General features: G+C 70.5%; 11 protein-coding genes. 6 read left to right on the forward strand and 5 right to left on the reverse strand.

Features of this window, described 5'->3' with window-relative positions; translation table 11 throughout:
- Nucleotides 1-35: 35 nt before the first annotated feature.
- Nucleotides 36-1,286: an ATP-grasp domain-containing protein gene (locus ABT288_RS22115; protein WP_351610350.1), complete on the reverse strand. Its 1,251-nt coding sequence runs from the start codon at nt 1,284-1,286 to the stop codon at nt 36-38.
- A 1,119-nt stretch (nt 1,287-2,405) separates the two neighbouring features.
- Here ABT288_RS22115 and ABT288_RS22120 point away from each other — a divergent pair.
- Nucleotides 2,406-3,320: a GNAT family N-acetyltransferase gene (locus ABT288_RS22120; RefSeq protein WP_351610353.1), complete on the forward strand. Its 915-nt coding sequence runs from the start codon at nt 2,406-2,408 to the stop codon at nt 3,318-3,320.
- A 375-nt stretch (nt 3,321-3,695) separates the two neighbouring features.
- Here the strand turns inward: ABT288_RS22120 and ABT288_RS22125 are convergent, their stop codons facing one another.
- The gene (locus ABT288_RS22125; protein WP_351610356.1) at nt 3,696-4,697 is read right to left on the reverse strand and encodes a tetratricopeptide repeat protein; all 1,002 of its coding nucleotides are present in this window, start codon (nt 4,695-4,697) and stop codon (nt 3,696-3,698) included.
- Between the two features lie 203 nt (nt 4,698-4,900).
- Between ABT288_RS22125 and ABT288_RS22130 the strand changes: the two genes are divergently transcribed.
- The gene (locus ABT288_RS22130) at nt 4,901-5,437 is read left to right on the forward strand and encodes a hypothetical protein (protein WP_351610358.1); all 537 of its coding nucleotides are present in this window, start codon (nt 4,901-4,903) and stop codon (nt 5,435-5,437) included.
- 269 nt (nt 5,438-5,706) lie between these two features.
- On the opposite strand, the gene ABT288_RS22135 is transcribed toward ABT288_RS22130, so the two are convergent.
- Nucleotides 5,707-6,654 carry a DUF2218 domain-containing protein gene (locus ABT288_RS22135; RefSeq protein ID WP_351610361.1) on the reverse strand — a complete coding sequence of 316 codons (948 nt, stop codon included), beginning with the start codon at nt 6,652-6,654 and terminating at the stop codon, nt 5,707-5,709.
- A gap of 122 nt (nt 6,655-6,776) precedes the next feature.
- On the opposite strand from ABT288_RS22135, the gene ABT288_RS22140 reads away from it, so the two are divergent.
- From ABT288_RS22140 to ABT288_RS22155, 4 genes are all read left to right on the forward strand, one after another.
- Nucleotides 6,777-7,358, forward strand: a complete 582-nt coding sequence (locus ABT288_RS22140; protein ID WP_351610364.1) for an ArsR/SmtB family transcription factor — start codon at nt 6,777-6,779, stop codon at nt 7,356-7,358.
- Nucleotides 7,359-7,797: 439 nt separating this feature from the next.
- On the forward strand, nt 7,798-9,969 hold the full coding sequence (locus ABT288_RS22145) for a TerD family protein (protein ID WP_351610366.1): 2,172 nt from the start codon (nt 7,798-7,800) through the stop codon (nt 9,967-9,969).
- A 180-nt stretch (nt 9,970-10,149) separates the two neighbouring features.
- Nucleotides 10,150-10,572 carry a hypothetical protein gene (locus ABT288_RS22150; protein ID WP_351610369.1) on the forward strand — a complete coding sequence of 141 codons (423 nt, stop codon included), beginning with the start codon at nt 10,150-10,152 and terminating at the stop codon, nt 10,570-10,572.
- 517 nt (nt 10,573-11,089) lie between these two features.
- A complete protein-coding gene (locus ABT288_RS22155; RefSeq protein WP_351610371.1) occupies nt 11,090-12,283 on the forward strand; it encodes a permease in 1,194 nt (397 codons plus the stop codon).
- 42 nt (nt 12,284-12,325) lie between these two features.
- On the opposite strand, the gene ABT288_RS22160 is transcribed toward ABT288_RS22155, so the two are convergent.
- Together ABT288_RS22160 and ABT288_RS22165 are read right to left on the reverse strand one after the other, a co-directional pair.
- Nucleotides 12,326-13,543 carry a threonine synthase gene (locus tag ABT288_RS22160; protein ID WP_351610374.1) on the reverse strand — a complete coding sequence of 406 codons (1,218 nt, stop codon included), beginning with the start codon at nt 13,541-13,543 and terminating at the stop codon, nt 12,326-12,328.
- Nucleotides 13,544-13,822: 279 nt separating this feature from the next.
- Nucleotides 13,823-14,023, reverse strand: coding sequence for a hypothetical protein (locus tag ABT288_RS22165; RefSeq protein ID WP_351610377.1), 201 nt, complete (start codon nt 14,021-14,023; stop codon nt 13,823-13,825).
- Nucleotides 14,024-14,135 lie beyond the last annotated feature (112 nt).

Below are 14,135 nucleotides of genomic sequence, written 5' to 3' on the forward strand. Positions count from 1 at the left end.
AAGCGCGTCCTACGCTCGCCCGCTGGTCGGGATGTTCACCGGCTCGCGGGGGTCAGCTGGCGGCGGATCTTTTCGAGCTTGGGGGTCGGGATGAAGCCGGTCTGCGCGCACAGCGCGGTGAGTTCCTTCACCGTCCGCTGTTCGTCGCCGGGGTTCACGGTGAACGTGAGGATGCCGCCGCGGTTGTGGCCGTCGATGATCAGGTCGTGGCAGGTGACGAGTTCGATGCGGGCGCGGAGTTCGGCGAGCAGCGCGGGAGTGGGGTTCGCGGTGAGGCATTCGATCGCGAATCGCTCGGCCGGTGCGTCGGTCCGGGTCGGCCAGGCACCGCCCAGGATGTCGAGGAGGGCGACGAAGGTGTTGAATCCGCTGGCGGCGATGGACAAGGTGGTGGCGCCGCCGATCCGGGGGTTGATCTCCAGGACGTGGTAGATGCCGTCGGCGTAGATCATGTCGACGTTGACGGACCCCTCGGCCCCGAGTTCCGTACACAGGTCCACCAAGCGCTGCGCGGTGGGCCGGAAGTCGTCGTCCGGGGCGGGGTTGACGTATCGCAGGTCCTCGAAGGTGAAGGCGGGAGGGCCTCCCGCCGTGCCGGTCCAGATGAGCGGCATGACGGTGTAGTGGCCGTCGGCGCCGACGATGTCGACCGAGCAGAGCCGTCCGCTGACGCACTTCTCCAGGACCGCGTGCGCCGCGGGGCGGGCGGCCAGGTGGCGGTCGAGGGCGGCCGGGTCCGGGATGAACTCGATGCCCATGCTGGTGGAGTCCCAGAGCGGCTTTGCCATGAGGGGATATCCGATGTCCTGAGCGGCAAGCCGGACAGTGTCCGGGTAGGCCGGGACGGGCAGCGCCCGGTCGTTGAGGAGGTCGCTGTCGACCAGGACGGCGGGCGGGGTGGTGATGCCGTGCGCCTCCAGGACCCGCTTGGTCTCCCACTTGTCGCACAGGACGCGCGTGGCGGCGAGGGGAGTCATGACGGTGCGAATGCCGAGGGCTTCGAGCTTGGTCTTGGTCACGGCGTCGCGCAGGGCGTTCTCGTCCGGCAGGGATATCGCCACGGCGGCATCGGCTCCCCAGGCCCGCACCCGCTCGACGAACTCGTCCGGTGTCGCGGCGGGGTCGAGCCGCTCGCTCGTACCCGGGAACAGGTCCGGGCTGCAGTCGCCATGGGTGTGGAAGAGGCGGGCCTCGGCGCCGAGCCGTGCCAGGGCGGGGGCGATGCCGTGGATGTAGGGGTCGGCGCGCCGGATGTCGACGGAGCGGAGGAAGGCGATGCGCTGCATGTCAGCTCACTTCTCTGCGGATGTGGGCGAGTGCGTGGGCGGCGTCGGCGTTGACCTGGGCGGTCGAGGGGGCGGTGCGGGGGCCAGGTGGCCGGTGCGGGCCGAGCTGTCGTGGCACGGCCGGCGGCGGCGCCGGGCGGCGTGGCGGTGTCCTGGTCGACCAGGCCGTCGTACCGGGCGTGGATGGCCGGCCGGTGGAAGGTGCCGGGCCGCGGTGGGGTGAGGAACCGGATCGCGCACTCCCTTGCCAGCCTTGGCAGCACGGCGGCGTGGCGCGTGCGACCGGTCTCGGCCCGGTAGGCGCCGCCGATGGAGTGCGTCTCGACCAGGGGCGGGTTGAAGTACTCATCGCGGCCACATCTGCCGGCGCCCACTGTGGGTGGGTGACGCCGGTGAACACCGTGCCGTGGATCTTGTCCCGCAATGCGGCGGGGTGGCTCTCGTGGAGGTCCGCGTGGGTGGCGACGAGAACGCGCGCGCCGAGTGCACGGGCGGCATCCAGCGCATAGGGACCCGAGTGTGCGAGCGCTTCGATCAGCAGGATCCTCTCCACGCCGCGCAGTAGACCGCACCCGCTGGGCCCGCGCACACGCACGTAACAACCAGAGCAGGAAGGTGATTTCATGCCAACGGTCGTAGCAAGCTCCAGCCGTCGCACCAGCCTCGCAACCGTGAGGTGGACTTTGTGGAAGCGACCTCTGCGCAGGTATTCGCATCACCGCGCAGGAGCGCACGTTCCCCATAGGCCGCGGTTTCGCGGTTACCCGACTGCATGACCGGCTACGCCGCACCGCTCACCGACTACTTCTCCATCAGGTCCCGCCAAGCTTCATGACCGAGGTGTTCATCGCCGCGGGCTGTGGCGGTGATCCGATCGGCACCGCGCTCACGCGCCTGCGACCTGCCGACACCACTCGCCCTCCTCGACTCCCCACGCCGAAGCCGGACGAGCTCCGCCGATCAGATCGGACGGACCGCCGGCGCACCCGGCGTCGACCACACCGGACACCCGTCTCCCCGGCAGCGGAACCGACTTCAGCTCCCATCCGGGACAGGCGGCGTCCCCCCTCCCCCGCGATATTCCGCCCAGGTCCATGACCACGTGACTACTGTGATCAGGTGAGGGAATTCAGCATCCTTGGTGACAACACGCATTGGCAGAAGGACTTCGAGCGGCGGCTGCTCGCCTCCTACACAGCGGCCGGGCTCGGTGAGGCGGCCGCGGAGCGCATGGTCGAAGATATACGCGCAGACATCGGCGACTGGACCGTTGCCGAGATCACCGACGCCGGGAGGCGTGTGGGACATGTCGCCGTGGTCGTGGCCGACCACCACGGCGCCCTCGCGGGCCGTATCTGCGACCTCCACATCGACGCGCCCCACGCCGGTCGGGGACACGAGGAGGCCGCCCGAGACTGGGCCGAGCAGTGGTGTGCCGAGGGCGGCGCACGCCGGCTGAGCATCCGGCTCACCGGGCCCGCGGGCGAGCTGTTCGACGGTTACAGCGTCCGCGGCCAGCTCAGGGCGCGGTGCATCGATGCCCCGCAGACACCCCTCTCCGGTGTCACCGCACGGCCGATGACACAGGCCGAATACCCCCACTGGCTCGCCTTCGAGAAGGCCGCCTACGTGGGCGACATCGTCCGCTCGGGAGCCTTGAGTCACGAGGAGGCCGTACGCAAGTCCGACCGCGACTTCGCCGACCTGATACCCCAGGGCCTGGCGACGCCCGACAACACCTTCCTGGTGCTCGAGGACCGGGGCGAGGACATCGGCACCGGGTGGCTGAAGCACGGGCACCTCCCTGGAGTCACCTATGGCTACTCCCTCCACATCAAGGAGCAGCACCGCGGCAACGGGTACGGGCGGGCCGCGATGGCGGCCGGCGAGCAGGCGACGCTCGAAGCGGGCGACACGACGCTGATGTTCACCGTGTGGGGCGGCAACGAGGTGGCCATGAACCTGTACACGAGCGCCGGCTATCGCGTGGTGGAGGAAAGCCGTTCCATCAGTCTGCCGCATCCTGCGTCCTGACGCGGAATCACCCAGAGCGCACGGAGGCCCGAGAAAGGGACGAGACTGTGGTGGCTCGGCCGGCCTCCACGCGTGATCAGTGCCGCTCACCCCGAACATGCCCGGGTCGATCAGCCGTTGGGGTACCCATGCCGAGGACCGCGGCGCCGATGCGCACTCGGCGGCCCTGGTCAAACGAGCGCAGTTCGTGCGGCACGGCGGAGGCGGCAAAGCGGTGCAGGCAGGCGATGGTTCGCGCCACCGCGCTTCGGTGGGGCCCGCTCAGCTCCCTCGGGCGGCTCCGTGGCGGGCGACGGTGCCATCCGAAGCCATCCGCCTCACCCTTTCCGTCGTTGTACCGGGACGTACCGGCCGAAGCCGAGCGGGCCCGCGGCGTCAGAGGCCACGCGTGCGGGTGGCGATCTCGTCGAGCACCTTCCTCGCCTGCATGATGCGCCCGTGACCGGATCCCAAAGTGCCCTGCATCTCCTGCAGGCCCAGGCGGGCTTCGGCTTCCGCCTCGGCGTGGCGTCCGAGGCCGGACAGCGCGACGGCACGCACCAACTCGATCACGCCCGCTTCGGTGTGGCGCACCTTCGCCGACGCCAGTCCGGTGTCCAGAAGATCCAGCGCTTCCTCATGCCGGCCCTGGCCGTTGAGCGCACGCGCGAGCGCAGCGTGGAAGACCACATCCAAGCGCTCACGCACGAGGGTGCTCGCGGACTGGTCGAGATCGCGCAGCGCCTGCCGTGCCACCTCCTCGGCCTCGGTGTGACGGCCCTGCTGCGTCAGTGCGTAGGCCAGCCCGTTGGACGCGGCCCACGCCACCAAGCGAGAGTACGCGCTGTCCCGGCGACACCGTCTGAGCACCTCCCGGCACTCGGACTCCACCTCGGTGTGGTCCGCCCCGGTGTACGCCAGAGCCTGCGCGCGCTCGCAGCGCGCTTTCAGGACCAGCGGATGGCGCGGTCCATGGAGATCTCGGTACCCCTTGGCGACTTCTGCGAAGAGCGCAGCGGCCCGCGCATGCTCGCCCTGCGCGTTGATCGCGTGAGCGAGGACATCGCGAGGCTGGAGCCGCAGCAGTTCCCACCCTGGCCGGGGAACCAGCCGCGCCGCCAACACGGCTTCCGCCTCACGTCTCGCCTGCTGGTACTCACCCGCAGCCAGAAGTGCGCTCGCCAGCTTGCACCGAGCCTGATGCGTCACCGTGTGATCCGGGCCGATCGAGGGGTCCGCCAGGCAGAGCCGCAGGACCTCGCGCAGCGCGGCCTCGGCTTCCTGCGGCCGCCCCGCCCCGATCAGCCTGCCCGCCTGCTCGACCCGGAGCACCAATGCACGTACACCGCCGTCCACGGCCCCGGCGGCTCGTCGCCGCAAGGCCTTCAACAGGCTCACCGAACCACCTTCCGCTTTGCTTGTGCGGCACAGATCATTCCAGCGCTCGGTAAGAGCTGCTCAAGCAGTGAGCGCGGTCGGCGCAGGGTGATGAGGCGGCAGGCTTGAGGAACGCTTGGTGGATGTCCTGGCCGGCCGCTGCCGACGACCTGAATGGAAACGCCGTCAAGTCGCAGCTGCCACCAGCGATATACCGTGTGGCCATGTCGGCGTTCATGCAACAGCTCCCCGCGCTGATCGGGGTGGTCATCGGTGCCCTTGGATCGTACTTGGCGAGCACGCGCGGCGACCAAGCCCGCTTCCGTCGCGAGCAGGCGGCCCGTTGGGAAGAGCGGCGGCTGACGGCCTACGCCGACTACGCCAGGTCGCTGAAGCGGAGTGTCACCCTGGCTTACCGGGTCGCGGCGCACCTCGGCAACGACCCTCACCCGCACCCCCTCTCGCCTGAGGAAGCGGCGCCTGACGTGGCCGATGCCGCTGATGCCCGGGACCCGGCCGGTGAGGCACTGTTGATGCTTGGCACCCCGGACGTGGTGGAGAAAGCCCGCGAATGGGTCGTCGTGGTGATGGAGATGGAAGGGTTCGTGCGAGACCAGACTCATAGCCCGGAAACCTGGTCAGCCATGCTGAAGCGCCAACGCGCCGCACGTGACGGGTACTACGCGGCCGTCCGCCGTGACCTGACGCTCCCACCTGGCCATTCCGGGGAATGGCGACTTGTCCCGCCTCATACACCGTGAGTACCTGGCCGCCGGAGACATCGGCTCACCCCGGGAGGTGAGATCCTCCAAACCAGGCGCGACCAACGAAGGCACGAACTCCACATCGCTGTGTGTGGCAACGCCGTTGAGAACGTAGGGATCAGTGGCCAGGATGCGGTCAGTGGCCACGTGGCGTTCGACGTTCTCGGCGGGCATCAAGGCAGCAGGGTGGACACCATCCTGCCAAGGCGCTTGTCTCCCGGCCGCCAGAAGCAGCTGCCGTGATATCAGGTGGTTCAGTCAGCGCGTCAGCGGCGCCGGGCGATGGTCACCCCGTCGCGCACCGGCAGCATCACCGAGTCCACCCGCTCGTCGGCCGCGATCAGATCGTTCAGCCGCCGTATCGCCAGGTGGTGCTCCTCCTGGTAGGCGGGGTCGAAGACGCGGCCGCCGAGGAAGACGTTGTCCAGGACCACCAGCCCGCCGGGACGCAGTCGGCGCACGATCTCCTCGTAGTACGCCGGGTAGGTGCCCTTGTCGGCATCGATGAAGGCGATGTCGATGACCGGATCGGTGTCGAGCGCGCGCAGCGTCTGAAGCGCAGGCGCGATGCGCAGGTCGATCCGGTCGGCGACGCCCGCACGCTCCCAGTACGGCCGGCCGATCGCGGCCCACTCCTCGCTCACGTCACAGGCCAGCAGTCGGCCGCCCTCGGCCAGGCCGCGGGCGATGCACAGAGTCGAGTAGCCGGTGAAGACTCCGACCTCGACGGCGAAGCGGGCACCGGTCAGCCTGGTCAGCATGGTGAGCAGCGTGCCCTCGTCGGAGGAGACCTGCATGTGCGCGGCGCCGGCGGCGGCCTCGCGCGTGGCGACGGCCAGCTCCCTGAGGACGTCGTCGGCCGGCGTGTGGTGGGTGAGCAGGTAGTCACCGACGACGGGGGCGGTGGGCTCCAGCTCTCCGCCGTCGAGCGGGGCACTCCACTCCACGACGAGCTCCTCCTGGGTGGCGAAGCGCACCAAGTGACGTGTGATCACGTCCTGGACGCAGGCCAGCGACCGCTCGTCGACCGCGACGGCGGTCAGCTCCAGCCCGTCCGGAGCCGTCGTGAGGCTGCAGGTCCCGGCGGCCACCGTGATCGCGCCGTGGCCGTCAGGAGTCAGTGTGGCAGTGGCCTTGTGTCCCATGTGTGCGAGCAGCCGCTTGAGATGGCGCGCGGGGCGAGCGGTGGCGACGCGGGCCGTGGCGAGGGGCATCGGGCTCCTTGAGGTCTCACGAAAACTAAGTGACGAGAATTCTCGTCACTTCCACAACGTGGGATTCTGCGGCCGGCAGGCCGAGTTGTCAAAAGCGTTTAGGTTCGTGGACACTTTCCTTCATGGCAGAAGATCAGCCACCCGCACGCGGCAGCGACTCCGACCAGGAACAGCGACTCCAGGGCGAGGAGGTCCACCTCGTACTGCCCGAGCAGTTCAAAGCCCTCGGTCACCCGATACGCCACCGCATGGTCAACGCGCTGCGACAGCGCCCCGCGACCCTGCGTCAGCTCGCCCACGCCCTCGGCACGAGCAAGGGCACCATCGGCTACCACGTGCGCGTGTTGCGCGAGGCCGGGCTGGTCCGACTGGCCGAGACCCGCCAGGTGCGCGGTGGCACCGAGCAGTACTTCGCCCTGGTCAGCCGTACTTTCAGAGTGCACCCGGACGCTCCGGTCGGGCCGGAGTTCCTCATCAACGCCGCACTCGGCGAGATGCTGCCGGACAAGCCCGGACAGGCCTCGCACACCGCGCTGCGCCACGTCTGGCTCACCGACGCCGAGGCGCACGCGCTGGAAGCGAGGCTGCGCGCGATGACCGCCGAGCCACACCCGACAAGCCCCGCCGACGGCAAGCCGTACGGACTGCTGATCAGCCTCTTCCGCGCCGATGTGCCCACCCTGCCGCCGGACGACGAGCACTGACCGCGCGGGCGGGACGGTGCCCCAGGCCCTGTCCGTCGGCTCTGCGTGACTACCCACCAGCACCCCGTCGGCGCCCACCAGCAGGCGCCGCGGAAACCCGACCGGCGCAGCCGGCCCGCCCAGCCTCACCCCGATGAGAGCCTCGGCCGTTCACCCGGCGGGCTGAGCACAAGGAGCCACCTGGCCGGTGAAGGCTGGCTGCGGCCTTCTCGCCCCGCTCGGCCCTCAGGCATCCGGGTTCTTGCCGCAGTTGCCGCCCTGATGCGGGCGCCCTGGGAGCTTGGCGAACTTCTGCAGGCACCGGACGAGAGCTGTTCGACTCGTTGTCAGCCCAGTACCGCTAAACGCCGGCCGGGCAGCAGTACGGGGCGGGGCAGCCTCGGTGCACATGCCCGAAAACCGGGTGCGCCGGCTCGCTCTGCCTTGCGACCATGCCGCAATGGTCCATCGTCTCCACTCCCTGGTCATCCGGCACACCCACCGCCTGCCCGCCCCGACGGGGCCCAGCGGTGAAGGTGCCGTCGCGGCGCGGCAGTTCGACGCCGCGTTGATGTCCGTGGGCTTCAAGCTCTCGGCCGAGTTGCTCGAGCATCTGTCGGGGCTGCCCGAGAAGACGGTGGTCGACACCGCCGTGGCGACGCTGGGTACGGTCCGTGAGATGGTCGGCGACCATGTCCGGCACAACGCGTACTTCATCGACTTCCCGGCCAACGTGCCGGACACCTTCGACTTCTGGATGCGGTGCATCACCGAGGCCCTCGCCGACGACAGGTCGCGCACGAGCACGCTCGAGCAGCTCAGCGCCGGTGTGGTGAACCTGCTCACCCTCCCCGCGTACGGCAACTACCAGCACACGTACGCCGAGATGCTCGCCCGGCACGACGAGCTGGCGGGCGCTGCGGGCGACCGGTTGACGGTCCTGCACCTGGGCGGCACGGTGGAGGACGAACTGGAAGCCGTGTACGTGGCGTTGGCGGGCAGCAGCACGCCGCTGGGCGAGGACGACCTGCGGGATCTGCAGGATCTCGCCGGTGTCTGTGCACACGGGCCGCAGCCCGATCGGATCCCGGTGCGCGAGACGCGGGCGGTGGTCAACCAGGCCCGGCTCACGGCCGGTACGGGTCTGTTGCTGGACACCGTCACCGATGTGCTCCGGCTGGCCTGCGCGCTGTCGGGCGGTGACGTGACGCTCCAGGAGCCGACGCGGCTGCGGGCACTGCCCCGTGGGGTGCGCCGGGCGTTGCTCACGGGCCTGGACGCGGTCGTGGCCGCGACTCCGGCGAAACTCGCCGACGTACACGCACACCGCGAGATGTGGAAAAGGCTCGGCGAGCGACTGCACCCGCACGAGTACCCGCAGTGGCCCCATGCGGCCGAGGTGTTCGCCGTCGCGCGCGGCGAGAAGGCGGCGCGCTCCCTGGACAGCCGGGTGGAGGAGCTGTTCGGCGTGGGCGACACCATCGGCGCGGCCGAGCTGCTCAAGGCTGCCCCGGGCAAGCTGCTGCGCTCCCTGGACCGGCTGCTGCGCGCCGCCCGCACACAGGACGAGCGCGACGCCGTCGTGTCCGCCGCCGAGGAGGCCGCCCCCGGCGTCTCCGGACGGGTCCTGCTGTCGGTGCGTGAGCACCTGCACAACCGCGGCGCGGAGACCGGTCGGCGGCGGGTGTTCGTCAACCGCCTCGGCCGGGCCTGGGTCACCGACGACACCCGCCCGCCGGTGCCTGCACCGGAGCGGAACCGGGTGATCGCCGCGCTCGACGCGGAGGTGCGCCGCCGACTGCCCGCCCCGGATCACCTGCTGGTCGACCCGGACGTCCTGGACGTGGCGCTGCCACTGAGCGGCAGGGCCACCGCCCCCGGTCTCGGTGTGCTGCCGCGCGGCTCGCTCTCCCGCGTCGACGGAGAGCTGCTGCGCTTCTTCGTCTACTGGAAACAGGCCCGGCGCACCACCGACTTCGACCTGTCGGCCTTGCTGCTGAACGCCGACTACGCGACCGTCTCCTGGCTGTCGTACACCAATCTCCGAGACGCGGAGGGCGAGCACTCCGGAGACATCACCGATGCGCCGGACGGGGCCTCGGAGTTCATCAACCTGCGGCTGGGCGCCGTGCGGGGCAGCTGCATCGTCCCGCAGGTCAACATCTTCTCGGGGGAGGGCTTCGAGGAGGTCGAGGAGTCGTTCTTCGGGTTCATGCTGCGCGAGGCCGAGCAGAAGGGCCGCCCGTTCGAGCCGCGTACGGTGCGGATGAAGTCGGAGCTGCGCGGTCCGGGCCGGGTCGCGCTGCCGCTGGCGTTCCTGCGTGCCCCGGACGGCCGGTGGCACGCCAAGTGGCTGCACCTGTATCTGAAGGGGACCCCGACCTCCAACCGCGTCGAGGGCAACCGGGTGACGGTGGCGACCCTGCTGCGCGGCATCGTCGAACGCGAACAGGTCACGGTGCGGTACCTCACCGGCCTCATGGCCTGTGGCGGGACGGCCATCACCCTGTGGGACGGCAAGACCGTACCGGCGGGCCCCGTCACCTATATCGGCCTGGAACGACCCGAGGGGCTGCACCCGGGGTCGCAGATCGTCACCGTCGAAAATCTGCGCGACCTGATCCCCGCCTGACTGTTAACGTGGGCCATGGCGAGGCCATGAAGGGGCTTCCTTCTCACCACTCCTTGAATCTAGCCTCTTCGCTTTCCTCGCCACCGACTTCAGGCCTCGGGCCGTCCCGCTCTGCGCGGGGCGGCCGGAGCGCGCCACCCCTTGCCGCCTGCTCCGTCTCAGTCGCCTATGATCGTGAGCATGTCCGCCCTCCGTGAGCGTTCCGCCCACAGTCAACTGGCCCCCGGTGAAAGCCTCTTGGCGTACGCCTCCGTCGTCCCCGCCAAGAGTGCCAAGGGCATCGGTATCGGGGCATCCCTCGCGAACCACATGGTCAACTCCGTGGGCGCGCAGTCGGGTGGGGCGGGCAGCATCGCCGCCGGGATGCCGCGCACCTCCGGCGCGCTGCTGATGCGCGTGACCGACCAGCGCATCGGACTGGTCCAGCCGCTGGACGGCACCCCGGTGTGGGAGGTGCCGCGTGCGTGGGTGACCCGGGTCGAACGCCGGCCCCGGACCCAGCTCATGGCCCGCTTCCGGCTGCACTACGCCGACGGTTCCTGGCTCGCCTTCCTCACCATGCGACGCCGTACGATCGAGCAGTTCCGCTCACTCATCGGCTGACGCAGGGCCCGCCCCTCCCCGCTGAACCCGCATCCCTCACCCCCCCCGGCTCCCCCCGGCCCCCCGCCGGCCTGCGTCCCGGACGATGCGGCCGCCGAGGTCGGGGCCCGCCGCCGCCGTTGCCGGATCTAGGCGCTGACCGCGGCGGACACCCCGTCACCGAGGCCAGGTGGAGTCGCGCCGGCGCAGAGCCGCCTCGATCGTCCCGCAATCCGGGAATCCTCCTGCTCGATGCCGATGATGTCCGGGTGTACCGGCCGCCCCCGCCCGGGTGGCGCAGGTGCACCGACCGGGCCCCGCTCGCCGGCCGGCGCTCGGCCAGGACCTCGTTCACGACCCGGCCGACGGCCTCGAACACCAGCTGGTACACGGCGTATTCGCCGCTCGAGCCGACGTTCGTCCCAGGCCGCCTCTTCACGGCTTCCCACCACCGCCAGCACACCTGTCCATGCGATATACCCCCATGGGGTATATCATCGAGCCCACTGACGGCAGATGACGGCGAAGGGTGTGCATCATGCATGCGATCGGACACGCTCTGTCCATCGCCGGGTCCATGACCTGGGAGATCACCTGGGCATTGATCCTCGGCTTCACGCTGTCCGCCGTCGTCCAGGCGGTGGTTCACCGGGAGACGGTCGTACGACTGCTGGGCGACGACCGGCCCCGTACGCTCGCCCTGTCCGCGGGGCTCGGCGCGGCCTCGTCGTCCTGCTCGTACGCCGCGGTCGCGCTCGCCCGCTCGCTGTTCCGCAAGGGGGCGGACTTCACGGCGGCGATGGGATTCGAGATCGCCTCGACCAACCTTGTGGTCGAACTGGGCGTGATCCTGGCGCTGTTGATGGGGTGGCAGTTCACCGCGGCGGAGTTCGTCGGCGGTCCGATCATGATCGTCGTACTCGCGCTGCTGTTCCGGCTCCTCCTGCGTGAGCGGCTGCTGCGGCAGGCGCGGGAACAGGCCGAGCGCGGGCTGGCCGGGTCCATGGAGGGGCACGCGGCGATGGACATGTCCCTGCGCGGCGAAGGCGGCTTCCTGCGCCGGCTCCTCTCCCGCGACGGCCTCACCTCCGTCTCGCACATCTTCGTCATGGAGTGGGCGGCGATCCTGCGTGACCTGGTCGCGGGACTCCTGATCGCCGGGGCGATCGCCGCGTGGGTGCCGGACGACTTCTGGCACAGCTTCTTCCTGGCCGGCCATCCGCTCGCGGCCAAGCTGATCGGGCCGCTGATCGGGCCGGTGGTGGCCATCGCCGCGTTCGTCTGCTCCATCGGCAACGTGCCGCTGGCCGTGGTGCTGTGGAAGGGCGGCATCAGTTTCGGCGGTGTCATCGCCTTCATCTACGCCGACCTGCTGATCCTGCCGATCCTGAACATCTACCGGAAGTACTACGGCGCCCGGATGGCCGCCTTCCTGCTGGGCACCTTCTTCGCGGCGATGGCGGTGGCCGGCTATGTCGTGGAGTTCGTCTTCGGGGGTCTGGGCCTCGTCCCCGACCAGGCCGACGCGAAGATCCCCGCGGAGGGCGTCAGCTGGAACTACACGACCTGGCTCAACATCGCCTTCCTGCTGCTGGCCGCCGCCCTCCTGGTCCGTTTCCTGCGCACCGGCGGTCCGGCGATGCTGCGCATGATGAGCGGCTCACCGAACCAGGGCGACCACGACCACGAGCACGACCACGCACATGGGCAGGGTGAACACCACCGTCGCTGAACCGCTCAAGGGCTGTCCGTGCCGTGGCCGATCACCGTACGCTCACTCGCCGAGCCCGGCCGCGCGCAGCCGGGCCCGCACGGCAGTCCACTCGGGTGCCACCGGCTCGCTGCGGTGCCGCCCGACCCCTCGGTCCTTGAACCCGCTGGAGGTGGACACGCAGACCACCGGGCCGTCGAAGTCCTCGTCGGCGCAGGCCCGCAGCCCCGCCAGGCCGGCCGCCGCCGAGAGCTCCGCCCACAGGCCGGCCCGGGCCAACTCGGACTGGGCCGCGTACAGTTGCTCGTCCGTGAGCAGGACCGCGCGGCCTCCGCTGCCGCGCACCGCGAGTACGCCGCGGTAGCTGTTCACCGGGCAGTCGATGCCGTACGCGTCGGTGGCGCCGACATCCACATGCGCTGCCGGCAGCCCCTGGCGCAGGGCGGCGGCAAGCGGTCCGCCGGCGGCGGGTTCGCAGGCGATCAGCCGGGGGACCCGGTCCGTCACCCCGAGGCGGCGCAGCTCGGCGAAGCCCTTCCCGATGCCGAAGAGCAGCTCGCCGTAGCCGGTCGGGACGAAGACGGCCGCGGGGACACCGAGATCGGCGTGGATCTCGTACGCGACCGTCTTGTAGCCCTCGGGCCCGAAGGCGTGGCCGGTATGGGTGCGGGTCTGGTTGCTGACGGGCTGCAGCCCGACGTGCTCAGCGATCCGTCGGGTGAGCGGCCAGCGTGCTTCGACCGGCACGGGCAGCACGACAGCGCCGTATGCGCGCAGGAAGGCGTCCATCGCCGGTGGCAGGTCGGTGGAGGTGAGGACGACGCAGCGCAGCCCGGCACGCGCCGCGAACGCCGCGGCGGAGGCGCCGTGATTGCCGGATGACGCGACGACGACGCCGGGGGCGCCGGAGGCCAGGGCGGCGCTGACGGTGCAGCGGTTGAGCCGGTCCTTGTGGCTCCAGGTCGGATTGCGGGCCTCGTCCTTGACGAACACCCCGGGCTCCAGCTCCACCAGGGGGGTGCCGCCCTCGCCGAGCCCGGGAGCGGCGAGGGGCGGGAGAAGTGGGGCCCAGTGGTCGAGGCCGGTGCGAGGGGGGCGACTGCCGAAGAGGCCGGCGGGCACACGGTCGTACGCGTAGTCCACCTCGACCGGGTATGCGACGTCGTCCGTGCTCGTCTTCGGGCAGCCGCTGGTCAGCGGAGGCCACAGAGGATAGCGGCAGGCGGGGTCGCCCAGCGAGCGTTGGGCGGTGGCCAGCGAGGCGGTGGGGGCAGTCGTCATGGGCCGATGGTAGGCACGGGTGACGGTCCACCTGAGCGGATCAGGACGGTGCCTGAGGCAGGGTCAGGCCACGCCTTGCTGTCCGCAGCACATGCGGCGGCATCGTCGGGCCGTGCCGGCGCCGGGCACGGGGGCTCCGGCCCGGGACGACCGGCGGCCGGGACGGGCCGGCCCGCGGAGTCCGGTGGCGGGCGCGCCTACGGCCGTGAGCAGCTCCGTGCGGGCGGTCCGGGTGCGCCTCCGCGGCCGGGCGGTCGGTCACGCCCCGCACCGACGGCGTCAGCGAGCGCAGCCGACGTCCAGCACCTCGACCACGTCGCCGCGGATCGTGTACACGAGCCAGCACCACTCCCCGAAGGCGGCCGCGAGGTCCGGCGCCCGTGTCTCGGTGTCGTCGGTGACCGCGCTGATGAGCATGATGATCTCTTGGTGCATCTCGTCCGGTACGTCGAAGAGAACGTTGGCGGCCGTTTGGATCATTTCGACTTTCATGGCACCCCCCGCACGGGCAGGAGCGGCACGGTTCGGCGAAGCCGAGTCCTCCGGGCTGCGCTCGGTTTCCGAACAGAGCCCTCGGGACCACCGTAGACCC

The organism is Streptomyces sp. NPDC001093, assembly GCF_040298985.1.
Taxonomy (GTDB): domain Bacteria; phylum Actinomycetota; class Actinomycetes; order Streptomycetales; family Streptomycetaceae; genus Streptomyces.